Here is a 16,685-nt window from a genome sequence, read left to right on the forward strand (position 1 = left end):
TTCACCAGGAGAGCTTATCTTTGCCGAAATGAAGCGGAACCCGCTTTGACAGCCAACGACCTTCCCGAAAAACGGGAAAATTCACCCTTCCATGCAGGCGAAACCTCGTTGCTTTTCCGACGATCCGATGCAATCGTGACGCTCTGCGCTTCTCCTGCCTGGTGCATCGGGTTCAGTCGGCAGGCTTCGACCTCAGGGCGGTCGAAATCGCTGTTGGGGCACAATGACATCCTGCTCAGTCGTCTTGCGAACCGCATTTGTCGTTACGTTCGTTGCGGTTCTTATCCTCGCGCTGCTGCCGGAGCCTTGGCTCGAGCAATTCGGGATCGATGTCGGTTTCAGCGATGACAAGCTCAATCACGCCAGCGCATTCGCCGTCCTGGCCGCGCTTGGCAGCCTGGGTTGGCCCAAGCGCAAGCTCTGGCTGGTCATTTTCCTGGCCGCGGTCGGAGCTGCGATCGAAGTCCTTCAGGGGACGTCGGAGATAGCCCGCGATTTCGATGTGTTCGACTGGGTTGCCGATTGTATCGGCATCGCGTTCGGGCTCGTGGCGGCGGGTTGTGCAAGCTGGCTCATGCGCCGTCGAGGCTGACCGCCAATCGCACATTGTGCTGACGGCTGGAGCGCTGTCAGCCCGGACGTGTCAGCTCGCCTCGCGCATCGCTTCAGCGGCCTGCAGATCGACCGATACGAGTTGGCTCACGCCCTGCTCGGCCATGGTGACGCCGAACAGCCGGTCCATCCGGGCCATCGTGATCGGATTGTGCGTGATGATGACGAAGCGCGTCTCGGTGGTCTTGGCCATCTCGTCCATGAGATTGCAGAAGCGTTCCACATTGTGATCGTCGAGCGGCGCATCGACTTCGTCGAGGACGCAGATCGGCGCCGGATTGGTCAGGAAGACGGCGAAGATCAGCGACATCGCCGTCAGCGCCTGCTCACCGCCCGACAGCAGCGTCATGGTCTGCGGCTTCTTGCCCGGCGGGCGGGCAAGAATTTCGAGGCCTGCCTCGAGCGGATCCTCGGATTCGATCAGCTGCAATTCCGCCGTGCCGCCACCGAACAGGTGCGAGAACAGGCGCTGGAAATGGCTGTTGACCACGTCGAAGGCGGCGAGAAGCCGCTCGCGGCCTTCGCGATTGAGGCTCTGGATCGCTTGCCTGAGCTTGCGGATCGCTTCGATGATGTCCTCGCGCTCGGAAACGATCGCCTCCAGCCGGTCGGAGAGCTCCTTCTGCTCTTCCTCGGCGCGCAGATTGACGGCGCCGAGCCGTTCGCGCTCGATCTTCAAGCGGTCGAGCTGGCGTTCGATCTCGGCCATCTCGGGCATCGGAGCGTCGACTTCCAGGCCGGTATGGCGAATGACCAGATGCGGCGGCGTGTTCAGCGTTTCCTGGATGCGAGCCTCGACCTCAAGACGGCGCTCGTCGGCCGCCGTCAGCCTTTCCTCGGTACGGGCACGGGTCTCGCGCGCCTCGGCCAGCGACTGGATGGCTGATGTAGCCAGCTTGTCCAGTTCGGCCTGCCTGTTCTCCGCTTCCTGCAGGCGATCGGCGGCCGCCTTGCGCAAGGTCTCCGCCTCGGTGAGTTGCGACAGCAGCGCGCGCCGCTTGGCGTCGATCTCGTCGGGAGCATCAGCCAGGCGTTCGCGCTCGGCCTCGGCCTCGGCCTTGCGGTCGCCGAGCGAGGCAATCTGCGTCGAGGCGTTTTCGGCGCGCACCAGCCAGTTGCTGCGTTCGGCGCCGATGGCATCGAGCCGGCGTGCGCGCGCCTCGGCTTCACGCCGCAATCCCTCATGGACGGCGCGCGCATCGGCAAGCGTGGCGCGGTCGCGCGAGACATTGGCCGAGGACTGTTCGAGCTGCAATTGCAGGTCGCCGAGATCGGGCGCGTCCTGCAGCAGCATTTCGGCCTCGACGAAAGCCGCCGAGGTTTCCTCATGGCTGTCGACGATGCGCGCGCGGGCCTCGTCGAGGGCCGCGCGCCGGCTCGACAGCTCGCCGCCCGCCTTTTCGGCGTCGGCCAGCGCATTGCGGGCAGCGTCCAAGCGGTGCTGGGCGTCGCGTCCGGCCTGGCGCGTGTTGCGTTCGGCCTCGCTTGCCTGGCGAAGCGCCTGTTCGGCCTGTGCCAGTGCCTCCTCGGCCTGACGCAGGACAAGCGTCGCCTGCACCGCTTCGGCATCTAGTTCCGCAAGCCGGTTCTTCTGCGCCAGCCGTTGGGCAGCGGCCGTCGGCGCATCGGCGCTGGCCGTGAGACCGTCCCAGCGCCAAAGCGCGCCTTCGCGGCTGACCAGCCTCTGGCCCGGCGCAAGCAGCGCCTGCAGCCGGCGGCCGTCGGCCGCCTCGACGATGCCGATCTGCGCCAGTCGGCGAGCCAATTGCGCGGGGGCACGAACCACGCTGGCCAGGCTCTTGATGCCGTCCGGCAGGACCGCGTCGCCGGGCTGGATCTGGCTTTCGCCCCAATGCACCGGTGCGCTGCGGTCGAGCGGCACGTCGAGGTCTTCGCCAAGCGCCGCACCCAGCGCCGTCTCAAAGCCGCGCTCGACGCTGATCTGCTCAAGCACCGAAGGGAAGAGATCGCCGCTGGCGGCATTGAGTATCTTGGCCAGGGTACGCGCTTCGGTCTCGATGCCCGCCAGCTCGGCCCTGGCGTCCTGAAGCGGCGGCCGGGCGGCGCTTTCGGCGGCACGGGCATCGATGACCGACTGCTCGGCCTGCGCCACCGCCGCCTCGGATTCTTCGAGCAGCGCCACGGCCTGTTCGACCAGCACCCGCTTTTCGGCCGGATCCGGCAGGCCAGCCACCTTGGAGAGGATGTCCGACAATTCGCGGTCGACCTCGGCGAGTTGCCGGGCGAAGCGGTCGCGGCGCTCAGCGGTTTCGCGCAGCGTCCGTTCGATCTGATGGCGCGAGGCGGCGGCCTCGGCCCGTTCGGCGGTCAGCGCTGCGAGCTTGGCTTCGCTCTGCGCCAGCGTCGACGCCGCCTGTTCGAACGCCGCACGGGTGGTGGCCTCGCGTTCCGCGGCGCCGGCGTTCTCGGAATTCAGTACAGCCTCTTCGGTGCGCAGGCGTTCGAGAACATCGGCATTGTCGCGCACCATCCGCTCCTCGCGGGCGATGTCGCCGTCAAGTTGCTGCAACCGACGCTCGATTTCGGCCTGGCGGTTGCGGATGCGGCCGGCCTCCTCCTCGATCTGCGACTTGGCGATCGACAGGCGCTGGAAGGCGGCCGCAGCGGCGGCTTCCGCGTCGCGCAGGTCAGGCAGGCGGTGGGCGCCGATGCCTTGTTCCCTCGCGGCGGCCATCTGCGCGGCGGCGCGGTCGCCGACCAGGGCGGTGGCGGCAGCCAGCGCCGAACGCGCTTCGCCTTCCTGCGTCTTGGCCAGCGTCCAGCGCAGATGCAGCAATGTCGCTTCGGCCTTGCGGATATCGGCCGACAGGTTCTTGAAGCGTGACGCCTGGCGCGCCTGGCGCTTGAGGCTCTCGATCTGGCTCTCCAGCTCGCCGACGACATCGTCCAGGCGTTCGAGGTTCTGTTCAGCCGCCTTCAGCCGCAGTTCCGCCTCGTGGCGACGGGTGTGCAGGCCGGAAATGCCGGCCGCCTCTTCCAGCAGCGCACGGCGCGCCTGCGGCTTGGCCTGGATCAGTTCGCCGATACGGCCTTGCCCGACCATCGATGGCGAGCGCGCGCCGGTCGACTGGTCGGCAAACAGAAGCTGCACGTCCTTGGCACGCGCTTCCTTGCCATTGATGCGATAGAGCGAGCCGGCCTCGCGCTCGATGCGGCGCGACACCTGCAATTCGTCGGCATCGTTGAACGCGGCGGGCGCCGAGCGATCGGTATTGTCTAGGAAAAGCGTGACTTCGGCGGTATTGCGCGCGGGCCGCGTACCCGAGCCGGAAAAGATCACGTCGTCCATGCCGGACGCGCGCATGTTCTTGTAGGAGCTTTCGCCCATCACCCAGCGCAGCGCCTCGACAAGGTTCGACTTGCCGCAGCCGTTCGGCCCGACAATGCCAGTCAGGCCGCGTTCGATGACGAACTCGCCGGGCTCGACGAACGACTTGAAACCGAGGAGGCGAAGGCGCGAGAACTTCATTCACGCGCCCCATAAAGGCGAGCGCCGAAACGCTGCCGCTTCAGCGCTGACCTGATGTCAGAGCAGAGGGTCGATGATGGCCGACATTTCCTCAATCGACATCGCCCCTTTGTAGGTCTTACCGTTGATGAAGAAGGTCGGTGTCGAGTCGACCTTGAATTCATTGGCGCCGCGCTTCTGGACCGATCTCACATCGTCCAGAAGTTTCTGGTCCGTCAAGCAGGCCTCGAAGGACTCCTGTGTAAAACCGGCGAGCTTCGAGATTTGCAGCAGCGCATCCTTGGTGTTCGATACGCCAACCCAGTTCGCCTGCTGCCGGAACAGCACGTCGACCATCGGGAAATAGTTATCCTTGGCGCAGCGCGCCAGCATGAAACCGGCTTCCGCGCTCGGATCGAACGGGAATTCGCGCAGGATATAACGCGCCTTGCCGGTGTCGATGTACTTGGTCTTCAGATCCGGGAAGGTGGTCTCGGCGAAATGCGCGCAATGCGGGCAGGTCATCGAGGCGTATTCGACGATGGTGACTTTCGCGTCATCCTTGCCGAGCTGCTTGTCGGGCAGCGCGCCCGGCTTCAGCAATTCGGCCATGTCGACGGTGCCCTGCGCTTCCGGCACCTGGACCGCGGCCGGTGTTGCCGGCTTTGCGGGTGCGGCCGGATCAGCAGGCTTCACATCCGCCGCCTTGGCCTCTTCGCCGGAGTCACTGCAGGCAGCGAGCAGGGCAACCGCCGGGATTGCGGCCAGCGATGACAGGACGTTTCTGCGAGACAGACTTTTGCCGAACGAAGGACGGTTCATACGAATCACCTGACAAGGGTTGGATTTTGCAATGCAAAGGCACGAAAAGGCGAGAGTTGGCGCGAATTAAGGCATCTCCATCCCCAATCCAATCGCGGAACCTGACAAAGGCGATCACGAATGCGAGATGTTGACGACAAATCCATGACTGTCTTCAAGGGGTTTTTGACTTCCTTTCACCCAGGATGGTTGCGCCAAGCCTTTCCAGTGAGGCGCGCAACCCTTCATCCTCGATCAGTTCGACCGTGCTGGACAATTTCGTCTTCTCCGCCGCCGTCAAGGGCCTGAAGCTGGGTTTAGGCCGTCCTTTGTCCGACGTCACCGGTTTTTGCACGATCCTGATGCGGCCTATTGCCGTAAAGCCGAGGAAGGCGTTGACCCGGTTGATGATCTCGCCGGTCTCATGCTGCAGATGAAGCGCTGCCATCCCCTCGCAGGCGATAACCAGCACCGCCGGCTCGAACGGATCGTCCTCGTGCAGGCGACGCGGCCACTGGATCTTCTCGGGCCGCGAGCGGCTGGCAAGGCGCGGTCCGGCGATCTCTTCCCAGGACTGGACGAGACCGATCGAGATGCCTGCCCTTTTGCGCAGCACCGGATCGAGGATCTCGGTGGCGAGATCGCTCACCGGAACAGGATTGCCGAAGCGCCTTTTCCCTGCCATGTGCGTTTCTCCAGCCACGACCTCACCCGATATCGGCCAGGCCAACACAAGATCAATGGCACCAGCAGACCAGACCCGCAAGGCCCAGACTCACGGGGCAGTATCAGGCGATGCCGCCTCTCGGCTGCTTGCCTGGTACGACGTGCACCACCGCGAACTGCCGTGGCGCGTGACGCCGCGCGAGCATGCACGCGGCGTGCGGCCGGATCCCTACCGCATCTGGCTGTCCGAAGTCATGCTGCAGCAGACCACCGTCGAGGCGGTGAAATCCTATTTCCGCGCTTTTGTCGAGAAATGGCCAGATGTCGAGGCGCTGGCCTCGGCACCAACCGAGGACGTCATGAAAGCCTGGGCGGGGCTCGGCTACTATTCCCGCGCACGCAATCTCAAGGCTTGCGCCGATCTGGTGGCGGCGCGCGGCGGCCGGTTTCCCGACACCGAGGCTGCGTTGAGGGACCTGCCCGGCATCGGCGCCTATACCTCGGCGGCCATCACGGCGATCGCCTTCGACCGCCCTGCTGCCGTCGTCGACGGCAATGTCGAACGCGTCATCTCGAGGCTGTTTTCGATCACGACGCCTCTCAGCGAAGCCAAGTCAGAGATACGTGCCCATGTCGAGCGCCTGCTGCCGCGGACAAGACCGGGCGACTTCGCCCAGGCGATGATGGACCTTGGCGCAACGATCTGCACGCCGCGCCGGCCGCGCTGCATGCTGTGCCCGCTGCGCGAGGACTGCAGCGCCGTCGTTTCAGGCGATCCCGAAAACTTCCCGGTGCGGCTGCCGAAAGCCGACAAGCCGCTGCGGCGAGGCGCTGCTTTCGTGGCCGTGCGTGAGGACGGTGCCATTCTTCTGCGCAAACGGCCCGAGAAAGGTTTGCTCGGCGGCATGACCGAGGTGCCGACCACGGCCTGGACGGCGCGGGTGGATGGGGCCACCACACCGGCAGCAGCGCCCTTTTCCGGCGACTGGCGGCGTGCCGGGACAATCACGCATGTCTTCACCCATTTCGCGCTCGAGCTCGACGTCTTTCGCGCCAACATAAAAGGTGATGCGCCGGCAGGGTGTTTCTGGTCACCCGCCCATGAGATTGCCGGAGAGGCGCTGCCCACTGTCATGAAAAAGGCAATCGAGGCTGCGATACCCGGCGCGACGAAAAAGCCGTCACCGCTCAGTGCAAAGAGGCCCCATGACTGAAATCCGCCACATCGTTTTCGACATCGGCCGTGTGCTGATCCATTACGATCCAAACATCCCGTTCAGTCGCCTCATTCCCGATGCCGAAGAGAGACAGTGGTTCTTCGACAATGTCTGCACGCATGACTGGAACATCGAGCAGGATCGCGGACGAAGCTGGGAAGAGGCCGAGGCGCTGCTGATCGCGGAGCACCCAGATCATTCGGAAAACATCCGCAATTTCCGCCGCCATTGGCACGAAATGGTGCCGCATGCCTATGACGACAGCGTCGCCATCATGCTGGGCCTGATCGAGCGCGGCCATGATGTGACCATGCTGACCAACTTCGCCTCCGACACTTTGGCCGAAGCCCGCGAACGCTTCGATTTCCTGGATCGTCCACGTGGGGTGACCATCTCCGGCGAGATCGGCAAGATCAAACCGGATCGCGACATTTACGACCATCACGTGGCTGCGTTCGGGCTCAAACCATCGGCGACGCTGTTCATCGACGACAGCCAGAAGAATGTCGACGGCGCCCGGGCGGCGGGCTGGCAATCGGTGCTGTTCACCGATGCCAAGACGCTTAAAGCGGATCTTGAACGCTTCGGAATCAAGGCGTGATCTGAATCGCTTGCGGCGATCCGCTCAGATCCTGAATCAACGTGAAAGCAGCAATTGGCAGGGGGTCAACCCCCTGCCCGCTCCATGCCGAGGCGGGCAATGCGGCGCAGTTCGTCGATCGGGGTGAGCCCGCCGCTGCGCTCATAGTGCCAGAAGGTCCAGCCGTTGCAGGCATCCAGTCCCTGCACTTCGGCGCCGATCTTGTGGATCGAGCCGGCGCTGTCGCCGATCGCCACCGTGCCGTCGGCACGCACCTTGGCCGCCCAGCGCTTCTTGGCGTCGTAGAGGGTGGCGCCCGGCGTCACCAGCCCGGTGTCGATCAGGCTGACGAAGGCAACGCGCGGCTCGGCGCGCTTGCCGGTCAAGACCGTCAGATCGGCATCCTGCAGCGGCCGCACGGCATCGATGCGCTCGTTGGCGGCGTCGATATAGGCCTGCTCGCGCTCGATGCCGACGAAATGGCGCCCGAGACGCTTGGCAACCGCGCCTGTCGTGCCGGAGCCGAAGAAAGGATCGAGCACGATGTCGCCGGGCTTGGTGGAGGCCATCATGATGCGGGCCAGCAGGGCTTCAGGCTTCTGTGTCGGGTGCAGCTTGTCGCCATTGTCATTCTTCAGCCGCTCGCCGCCGGTGCAGATCGGGAACAGCCAGTCGGAGCGCATCTGGACATCGTCGTTGGACGCCTTCAACGCTTCATAGTTGAAGGTGTAGCCCTTGCCCTTCTGGTCACGCGAAGCCCAGATCATCGTCTCATGGGCGTTCTGGAAGCGGCGACCGCGGAAATTCGGCATCGGATTGGTCTTGCGCCAGACCACGTCGTTGAGGATCCAGAACCCCAGATCCTGCATCTTGGCGCCGACCCGGAAGATGTTGTGGTAGGAGCCAATGACCCAGATCGTGCCGTTGGGCTTCAGCACTCGCCGCGCCGCCAGCAACCAGGCGCGGGTGAAAGCGTCGTAGGCTTCAAAACTCTCGAACTGGTCCCACTCGTCGTCGACCGCGTTGACCTTGGACTGATCGGGGCGATGCAGGTCGCCGTCGAGCTGCAGGTTGTAGGGCGGATCAGCGAAGATGACGTCGACCGATTTTTCCGGCAGGCGGTCAAGGGCCGCGACGCAGTCGCCTTTCAGGATCGTGTCCAGCCATTCGGATTGCTGGGGGGCAAGGGAAAGCTCGTCGAGAAGACGCACGGCAGACATTTTTACACCCAAGGCACGCGTTACTGTTTACTCCCCGTTATGGTTACCGATCAGCGTAAATATTCGGTGAAGGCCGGCGCCGATCGTCCGTCAGGTTTGCGAAGGCCGGGCCATTGGTGTATGCCGCGCCGCTTGAGCCCGAGAGGCTATTCCTCCACCCTCCTTGTTCCGGATCACCATGCCCCAGCCAGACCTTGTCATCTTCGATTGCGACGGCGTGCTCGTCGATTCCGAAATCATCGCCGCGCGGGTCGAGGCGGAGTTGATAACCCTGGCCGGATACGAGATCTCGGCCGAGGAGATCGCGGAGACCTATGCGGGGCTGACGTTCAAGGACATCCTGATGCGGATCGAGGAGAAGTCCAAGATCCCGTTCCAGGCGTCGCTGATCGATCGCGCCGAGGATCTGGTCGACCGCAAACTGCGAAGCGACGTCCGCGCCATCGAGGGCGTGCGCGAGGCGGTAGCCTCGGTCACGACACAGCGCTGCATCTGCTCCAACTCACGTTCGGAGCGGATCGAATTCATGCTGGAGAAGGTGCATCTGCTGCCGTTTTTCGCCGGCCGTATCTTCTCGGCGCTGGAGATACCGAGCAAAAAGACCAAGCCCGCGCCGGACGTGTTCCTGCTCGCGGCGGAAAAACTCGGCGCGAATCCGGCGAACACCTTCGTCATCGAGGATTCCGTGCACGGCGTCACCGGCGGCAGGGCTGCCGGCATGCGCGTGATCGGCTTCACCGGCGCCAGCCACAGCTATCCCGGCCATGCCGACGCGCTGACAGAGGCCGGCGCCGAGACGGTCATTCGCCGCTGGGCGGAGCTGAAAAGCGTGATCGCGGCCCTATCGGAATGGTCGGCTGACGCCTGAGACGCGGGCGCCAAGATGGACGCACGCTGTGTCCATGGCCGCTCAGTTCGTCGCGGCGGCCTTCTTCCTGTGGGTCTTCTTCGGCTTGTCGGTCGTCCCCTTCGGCGCGGTTTCGTCATAGCCGGCATAGGCCTGATAGTCCTGCGCCGTCGGCGCCGGCACCACGATATTGGAATCGGTGAAGACGAACTGGGTGGCGACCGAGGGATCGGTGACCTGGACCTGATACTGGTGGATCTGCGAGTAGAGCACGTCGGTGCCGTGCATCACCGCGGTGCGGATCGGCATGGTGATGGTGCCGGGCGAGAACTTGGGTCCCGGCACGATCTTGCCGGCGACCGCTATCTTCATCGTCATCTGCCCGTCGGATCGGCTGCAGTCGCGGGTCACGTCGGCAATCGACGCCTGGTAAATGATCCTCGCCGAATCGTCGGGCGGAGTGGCAGCAGCGGCGTCGGCAGCAGCCTGGGCAGCGGCATCCGCCGCGGCGTCGCCTGTCTTCTTGACTTTGGGCTTGGCCTTCTTGACCTCGTTGGCATAGGTGTTGAAGAAGGCCGTACCGTCGCGCACCGTCACCCTCGGGCAATAGGCGTTCAACTGGCTGGCCAGGACCTTGGGATCCTGCGGCGGCGGTGGCGCTGCCGGGTCCTTCTTCTTGCCGAAGCCGAGGTCAAGGATGCCATTGTCGCCCGATTGGCAGCCGGCGGCGGCGAGCATAAAGCCGGTGAGCGCAAGACCCGCCAAAAAGCGGCCACGTGATGTACGAAACGCCATGAAACTGCACTTCCCTCTCGTAAAGCTGGTGACGTATATCAACGGCGCGGCAAAAATGCGACTGGAGCCGGCACAGAAATTAACCACCTTGTGGTGAACGGAAGAGCCGAGCAGCAACGGGACTGAGACATGCAATATGTGAGTACGCGCGGCGAGGCGCCCGCGCTTGGATTTTCCGATGCCGTGCTGGCTGGCCTGGCCCGCGATGGCGGGCTCTACGTACCACGCGAGTGGCCGCATTTCTCGGCGGCCGACATCCGTGCCATGCGAGGCCTTGCCTATCCCGACCTTGCCATACGCGTGCTGACGCCGTTCCTTGGCGGCGAGATCGCAGCGCCGGTCTTCGAACGCCTGGTGCGTGAAGCCTATGCCACCTTCCGCCACGAAGCGGTCTGCCCGCTGGTCCAGACCGGCCCCAACACGTTTGTCCTCGAACTCTTCCATGGGCCGACGCTGGCGTTCAAGGACGTGGCGATGCAGTTGCTCGCCCGGCTGATGGACCATGTGCTTGCCGAACGCGACCAGCATGCCACCATCGTCGGCGCCACTTCAGGCGACACCGGCGGCGCGGCCATCGACGCCTTTGCCGGGCGCAGCCGGACCGACATCTTCATCCTTTTCCCGCATGGCCGCGTTTCGCCGGTGCAGCAGCGGCAGATGACGACGTCGAAGGCTGAAAACGTCCATGCGCTGGCGATCGAAGGCAATTTCGACGACTGCCAGGGCCTGCTCAAGGACATGTTCAACGACCACGCTTTCCGCGACCGGGTGGCGCTGTCGGGGGTCAACTCGATCAACTGGGCGCGCATCATGGCCCAGATCGTCTACTATTTCTCCTCGGCCCTGTCGCTCGGCGCACCGGACAGGCCGGTGTCGTTCACGGTGCCGACCGGCAATTTCGGCGATATCTTTGCCGGCTATGCCGCCAAGAAGATGGGCCTGCCGATCGAACGGCTGGTCATCGCCACCAACGACAACGACATCTTGGCCCGCACCTTCGCCACCGGCGAATACCGCACCAAGGGCGTCTTCGCCACCACCTCGCCATCGATGGATATCCAGGTGTCGTCGAATTTCGAACGCCTGCTGTTCGAGGCCTCGAACCGTGACGCGGCGACCGTGCGGCGCTACATGGATGGCCTGAAGCAGTCCGGCGCCTTCACCATTGAAGCCCGCGAAATCAATGGGATGCGGTCCGAATTCGACGCCGACCGTGCCACAATGGACGAGGTCGCCGCCACCATCCGCTCGACGCTCGCGGCCAGCAACTATCTTCTGGATCCGCATACCGCCGCGGCTATGCATGTCGCGGTCGGCAAAGCATCGGGCGCCGTGCCGATGGTGGTGCTGGGCACCGCCCATCCGGCGAAATTTCCGGCCGCCGTCGAGGCCGCCAGCGGCGTCTCGCCCGCCCTGCCCGCATGGCTAGGGGGATTGATGACATTTGAGGAAAAATACACGGTACTTCCATCCGACCTGAAAATGGTGGAAGATTACGTCAGTCGCCGCGCGCGGGCGGCGCGTTAGGGAGTACGAGCCATATGGGTGTTGAGGTAAGCCGTCTGTCGAACGGCCTGACAGTCGCCACCGAAACCCTTCCAAGTATCGAATCGGTTGCCTTGGGTGCCTGGGTCAAGTCCGGCGCCCGCAATGAACGCGACGAAGAGCATGGCATGGCCCATCTGCTCGAGCATATGGCGTTCAAGGGCACGAAGCGGCGGACGGCCTTCGAAATCGCTTCGGAAATCGAGGATGTCGGCGGCGAGATCAACGCCGCCACCAGCGTCGAGACCACGTCCTATTACGCCAGGGTGCTGTCCGACGACGTGCCGCTGGCGGTCGACATCCTTGCCGACATCCTGCAGGAGTCCGAATTCGACCCGCAGGAACTCGAACGCGAGCAGCATGTGATCCTGCAGGAGATCGGCGCCGCGCACGACACGCCAGACGATATCGTCTTCGACCGTTTCACCGAGACGGCCTTTCGCCACCAGACAATCGGCCGCTCTATCCTGGGCACGCCAGAAACCGTCAAATCCTTCACTTCCAAGCAGTTGCACGACTTCATCGAACGCCAATATGGCGCCGAGCGGATGGTGATCGTGGCCGCAGGCGACATCAAGCACGACAATTTCGTGCGCGAGGTCGAGAAGCAGCTCGGCGGCTTTCGCAGCAAGGCCGACAGCACCATCCCGCAATATGCGCAATATGTCGGCGGCGATTTCCGCGAGGACCGCGACCTGATGGACGCGCAGATCGTGCTGGGCTTCGAGGGCCGCGCCTACCATGTGCGCGACTTCTACGCCTCGCAGGTGCTGTCGATGATCCTCGGCGGCGGCATGTCGTCGCGCCTGTTCCAGGAAGTCCGCGAGAAACGTGGCCTCTGCTACTCGGTCTATGCTTTCCACTGGGGCTTTTCCGACACCGGCATATTCGGCGTCCACGCCGCGACCGGCCAGAGCGACATTGCCGAACTGGTACCTGTCATCATCGACGAACTGCAGAAGGCCGGAGAGAGCATTCTGCAGGAAGAACTCGACCGGGCGCGCGCCCAGTATCGCGCCGGGCTGATCATGTCGGCGGAAAGCCCGGCCAGCCGTGCCTCGCAGATCGCGCGGCAACTGCTCTTGTTCGGCAGGCCGATCGCCAAGGAGGAATTGATGGAGCGCCTCTCGGCGCTGACGGTGGAGCGGCTGACCGACCTGTCGTCGCGGATGTTCTCGACCAAGCCGACGCTTACCGCTGTCGGGCCCGTGGGTACGCTGGCGCCATATGAGGCGATTCTCGATTCGCTTCCGGGCACCCAGACCACGGCCCGCAGGCTCGCCGTCTAAGTCCCCAAAGCGTCGTGTTCGCGCTCCCTTTCTTTCGCCGTGACCTGCCGGCGCTGAAGGGTAACCTCGTTACGCTTCGCGTTCCATACACCAATGACTACCGTGAATGGTCGACGTTGCGCGGCGAAAGCCGGGCATTCCTGGAGCCGTGGGAGCCGCGCTGGACGCCCGACGAACTCGACCGCACGGCATGGCGCCTGCGCATCTCCCGCTACCGCGAGGACTATGCACAAGGGACCGCGATCGCCTTCTTCATCTTCGAGAAGTCGAGCGGCAAGCTGGCCGGCGGAATCACGCTCGGCAACATACGCCACGGTGTCTCGCAAAGCGGCCATGTCGGCTACTGGATCGGCGAGCGCTTCGGCGGCCGCGGGCTGATGACCGACGCGGTCAAGGTCGTGGCCCGCTTTGCCTTCGATACGCTGAGGTTGCACCGGATCGAAGCGGCCTGTATTCCCGACAATATCCGGTCGGTCCGCGTGCTTGAAAAAGCCGGATTCCGGCGCGAAGGACTCTTAAGATCCTATCTCAGGATCAACGGCATCTGGCAGGACCACTACCTCTACGCCCGGATCGCGGACGATCCGCTGAGCGCTGGAACGAAGGACTGATTTTTGACGAATTTCCTGCGCAACGGGCCGCTGTTCGCCTTTGTCCTCGCGGCAATCCTGACGCTGTGCGCGGCATCGTCGGCCTTTGCCGTCGAACCGATCAAGATTGCCCGCGACGACGTCGCGCTCGACCTGTCGCGCGCCTTCGAAATCTACCGCAACCAGGGTGAGAACTTCCAGGTGTCGACGGCGCCCGGGCCAGACGGCATCGTGCGGCGCATCGAGGTCGAGGCCAATGACGCGCGCTCGACCGGCGACTGGGCGGTGTTCGCGCTGGCCAACACCACCGACCAGCAGCTCGACAGGCTGATCGTGGCGCCGCATTTCCGCTTGGTCAATTCCGGCATCTTCTGGCCCGATCTTGGCGCCACCCGCATTGCCGCCATCACGCCCAGCGAGGGCTTCGCGCTCGACCGCCAGACCAGCCCCGACGCCGATGTGTTCCGGGTGACGCTGAACCCGGGAACGGTGATCACCTTCATCGCCGAGCTCGCCTCGCCCAAGCTGCCGCAGGTGTATCTCTGGGAGCCGGAAGCCTACAAGGACTCGGTCAACTCCTATACGCTGTTTCGCGGCATCGTCATCGGCATCGCCGGTCTGCTGGCACTGTTCCTGACCATCCTTTTCGTGGTCAAGGGGACCTCCATGTTCCCGGCGACCGCAGCCCTTGCCTGGGCGGTGCTTGCCTATATCTGCGTCGATTTCGGCTTCCTCAACAAGGTCATCGAGATTTCGCCCGGCAATGAGCAGATGTGGCGAGCTGGAACGGAGGTGGCGCTTGCGGCAACCTTCGTGGTGTTCCTGTTCGCCTATCTCAACCTCAACAGATGGCACGGCCATTTCAGCTATGGCGCCCTGGTCTGGATCCTTGGGCTGCTCTTGATCGCCGGTGTCGCCATCGTGGATCCGGCGGTCGCCGCCGGCATCGCCCGTATCTCCTTTGCCGCCACCGCGTTGACCGGGCTCGGGCTGATCATCTTCCTCGGGATACGCGGCTATGATCGCGCGATCATGCTGGTGCCCAGTTGGGTCATGGTGCTGTTGTGGCTATGCGGGTCGTGGATGGCGATCACCGGCATGCTCGACAACGACATCGCCCAGCCGGCGCTCGGCGGCGGGCTGATCCTGATCATCCTGTTGATCGGCTTCACCGTCATGCAGCACGCCTTTGCCGGCGGTGCGCTGCATCAGGGACTGTTCTCCGACCTCGAACGCCAGGCGCTGGCGGTTGCCGGGTCGGGCGACACGGTGTGGGACTGGGACGTTCTGCGCGACCGCGTGGTCACCAAGCCCGATGTCAGCATCCAGCTCGGCCTGGCGCCCAACAGCCTGGGGGGTGCGGCGCGCAACTGGCTGCCGGTGCTGCACGCCGACGACCGCGACACGTTCCGCACGACGCTCGACGTGGTGCTGGAGCATCGCCGTGGCCGGGTGGCGCAGAATTTCCGTCTGCGCGGGGCCGACGGACATTACCACTGGTTCGCCCTGCGCGCCCGCCCCGTCATCGGATCGGACGGCGAGGTCATACGCTGCGTCGGCACCATGGTCGACGTCACCGAGCAGAAGAAATCCGAGGAGCGGCTGCTGCACGACGCCGTGCACGACAACCTGACCGGTCTGCCGAACCGCGAATTGTTCATGAACCGGCTGGAAGCGATCATCTCGATCGCCCGCACCGAAGAGAAAGTGCGTCCGACCGTCTTCGTCATCGACATAGACCGCTTCAAGCAGGTCAATGACGGGCTCGGCATCTCGGCCGGCGACACCATCCTGCTCACCATAGCGCGCCGCCTGCACCGGCTGCTCAAGCCGAAGGATTCACTGTCGCGCTTCGCCGGCGATCAGTTCGCGCTGATGCTTTTGTCCGAACAGGACCCCGCCCGCATCGCCGGCGTGGCGGATGCCATCAAGCATGCGATCAACAACCCGATCACCTTCGCCAAGCGCGAGATCGTGCTGACCGCCTCGATCGGCCTGATCACCTGGACATCGGCGCAGACCTCGGCCGAGGACATGGTCAAGGACGCCGAGCTTGCCATGCACCAGGCCAAGCGTTTTGGCGGCGACAGGATCGAGCCGTTCCGCCCGGCTTTCCGCACCGTCGGAACCGACCGGCTGCAATTCGAATCCGATTTGCGGCGTGCCATAGAACGGCGCGAATTCACGCTGGCCTACCAACCGATCGTGCGCCTGGAAGATGGCAGCGTTGCCGGCTTCGAAGCCTTGCTGCGCTGGGATCATCCGCGTCGCGGCATGATCCCGCCGGCGGACTTCATCCCAGTCGCCGAAAGCTGCGGGCTGATCGTGCAGCTTGGGCTGTTCGCCATGCAGCAGGCGGCCGAGGATCTCGCTGGATGGCAGAATCAGATCGGCGATGCGCCGCTGTCGGTCTCGGTCAATTTGTCCAGCCGTCAGCTCATCCGCCGCGACCTGGTCAGCGATGTCCGCTCGGTCATCGCGCGGGCGAATCTGAAGCCACGCTGCTTCCGGCTCGAACTCACCGAGTCCCTGGTCATGGACAATCCAGAGCAGACCGCCCATGTGCTGACCAAGCTGAAGCAGCTCGGCATCGGCCTGTCGCTGGACGATTTCGGCACTGGCTATTCCTCGCTCGCCTATCTGACGCGTTTCCCGTTCGACACCATCAAGATCGACAAGAGCTTTGTCGACGACAACACGCCCAAGCGCGCTGTCCTGCTCAAATCCATGGTCAACATGGCGCATGAACTCGGCCTGTCAGTGGTTGCCGAAGGCATATCGGACGAGCGCGACGCGCTGGAACTGCGCCAGATGGGTTGCGAATACGTCCAGAGCTTCATGTTCGGCGCGCCGATGCCGGGCGACCAGGTGCTGAAGACGTTGAAGGAGCAGTATCCGCTGACGCAGGCGTGATGGATTCAGGCCCCCCTTGCATGTAGCGGAAGCCTCAGTGATTAGCGGAGATGCATACCGCTTCGTCATCCTAGGGCGAAGCAGGAGCGAAGCTCCGTCGTGAAGACCCTAGGATCCATTCCGTGAACTCGATCGTAGGGC

13 protein-coding genes are annotated in these 16,685 nt (G+C 63.9%); 8 read left to right on the top strand and 5 right to left on the bottom strand.

The window, feature by feature from the left end; genetic code table 11:
- The first annotated feature begins 244 nt into the window (after positions 1-244).
- Positions 245-592, top strand: a complete 348-nt coding sequence (locus tag FJ977_RS04305) for a hypothetical protein (protein ID WP_244735181.1) — start codon at positions 245-247, stop codon at positions 590-592.
- Between the two features lie 51 nt (positions 593-643).
- On the opposite strand, the gene smc is transcribed toward FJ977_RS04305, so the two are convergent.
- The 3 genes from smc to FJ977_RS04320 form a co-directional block, all read right to left on the bottom strand.
- On the bottom strand, positions 644-4,102 hold the full coding sequence (gene smc, locus FJ977_RS04310) for a chromosome segregation protein SMC (protein ID WP_140768842.1): 3,459 nt from the start codon (positions 4,100-4,102) through the stop codon (positions 644-646).
- A gap of 57 nt (positions 4,103-4,159) precedes the next feature.
- Complete coding sequence (locus tag FJ977_RS04315) at positions 4,160-4,903, bottom strand: DsbA family protein (protein WP_140768844.1); 744 nt, start codon at positions 4,901-4,903, stop codon at positions 4,160-4,162.
- A gap of 154 nt (positions 4,904-5,057) precedes the next feature.
- Positions 5,058-5,567, bottom strand: a complete 510-nt coding sequence (locus FJ977_RS04320; protein WP_056563897.1) for a DUF721 domain-containing protein — start codon at positions 5,565-5,567, stop codon at positions 5,058-5,060.
- 55 nt (positions 5,568-5,622) lie between these two features.
- Here FJ977_RS04320 and mutY point away from each other — a divergent pair, with 55 nt between their 5' ends.
- Entirely contained in the window at positions 5,623-6,762 is a 1,140-nt protein-coding gene (gene mutY / locus FJ977_RS04325; protein WP_140768846.1) for an A/G-specific adenine glycosylase, read from the top strand.
- Positions 6,755-7,366 carry an HAD family phosphatase gene (locus FJ977_RS04330; protein ID WP_140768848.1) on the top strand — a complete coding sequence of 204 codons (612 nt, stop codon included), beginning with the start codon at positions 6,755-6,757 and terminating at the stop codon, positions 7,364-7,366. Before mutY ends, FJ977_RS04330 begins: the two co-directional genes overlap by 8 nt.
- A 65-nt stretch (positions 7,367-7,431) precedes the next feature.
- Here the strand turns inward: FJ977_RS04330 and FJ977_RS04335 are convergent, their stop codons facing one another.
- Entirely contained in the window at positions 7,432-8,565 is a 1,134-nt protein-coding gene (locus tag FJ977_RS04335; RefSeq protein WP_140768850.1) for a site-specific DNA-methyltransferase, read from the bottom strand.
- Between the two features lie 178 nt (positions 8,566-8,743).
- Between FJ977_RS04335 and FJ977_RS04340 the strand changes: the two genes are divergently transcribed.
- Positions 8,744-9,433 carry an HAD family phosphatase gene (locus tag FJ977_RS04340; protein ID WP_140768852.1) on the top strand — a complete coding sequence of 230 codons (690 nt, stop codon included), beginning with the start codon at positions 8,744-8,746 and terminating at the stop codon, positions 9,431-9,433.
- A gap of 42 nt (positions 9,434-9,475) precedes the next feature.
- On the opposite strand, the gene FJ977_RS04345 is transcribed toward FJ977_RS04340, so the two are convergent.
- On the bottom strand, positions 9,476-10,207 hold the full coding sequence (locus FJ977_RS04345) for a hypothetical protein (protein WP_140768854.1): 732 nt from the start codon (positions 10,205-10,207) through the stop codon (positions 9,476-9,478).
- A gap of 129 nt (positions 10,208-10,336) precedes the next feature.
- Between FJ977_RS04345 and thrC the strand changes: the two genes are divergently transcribed.
- From thrC to FJ977_RS04365, 4 genes are read left to right on the top strand one after another with little or no spacing between them, the layout of a single operon-like run.
- Positions 10,337-11,734: a threonine synthase gene (gene thrC, locus FJ977_RS04350; RefSeq protein ID WP_140768856.1), complete on the top strand. Its 1,398-nt coding sequence runs from the start codon at positions 10,337-10,339 to the stop codon at positions 11,732-11,734.
- Positions 11,735-11,748: 14 nt separating this feature from the next.
- On the top strand, positions 11,749-13,041 hold the full coding sequence (locus tag FJ977_RS04355; RefSeq protein ID WP_140768858.1) for a pitrilysin family protein: 1,293 nt from the start codon (positions 11,749-11,751) through the stop codon (positions 13,039-13,041).
- A gap of 14 nt (positions 13,042-13,055) precedes the next feature.
- A complete protein-coding gene (locus tag FJ977_RS04360) occupies positions 13,056-13,652 on the top strand; it encodes a GNAT family protein (protein ID WP_140768860.1) in 597 nt (198 codons plus the stop codon).
- A 3-nt stretch (positions 13,653-13,655) separates the two neighbouring features.
- Complete coding sequence (locus tag FJ977_RS04365) at positions 13,656-16,544, top strand: EAL domain-containing protein (protein ID WP_140768862.1); 2,889 nt, start codon at positions 13,656-13,658, stop codon at positions 16,542-16,544.
- Positions 16,545-16,685: the final 141 nt, after the last annotated feature.

Origin of the sequence: Mesorhizobium sp. B2-1-3A (assembly GCF_006442655.1) — a bacterium.
GTDB lineage: Bacteria > Pseudomonadota > Alphaproteobacteria > Rhizobiales > Rhizobiaceae > Mesorhizobium.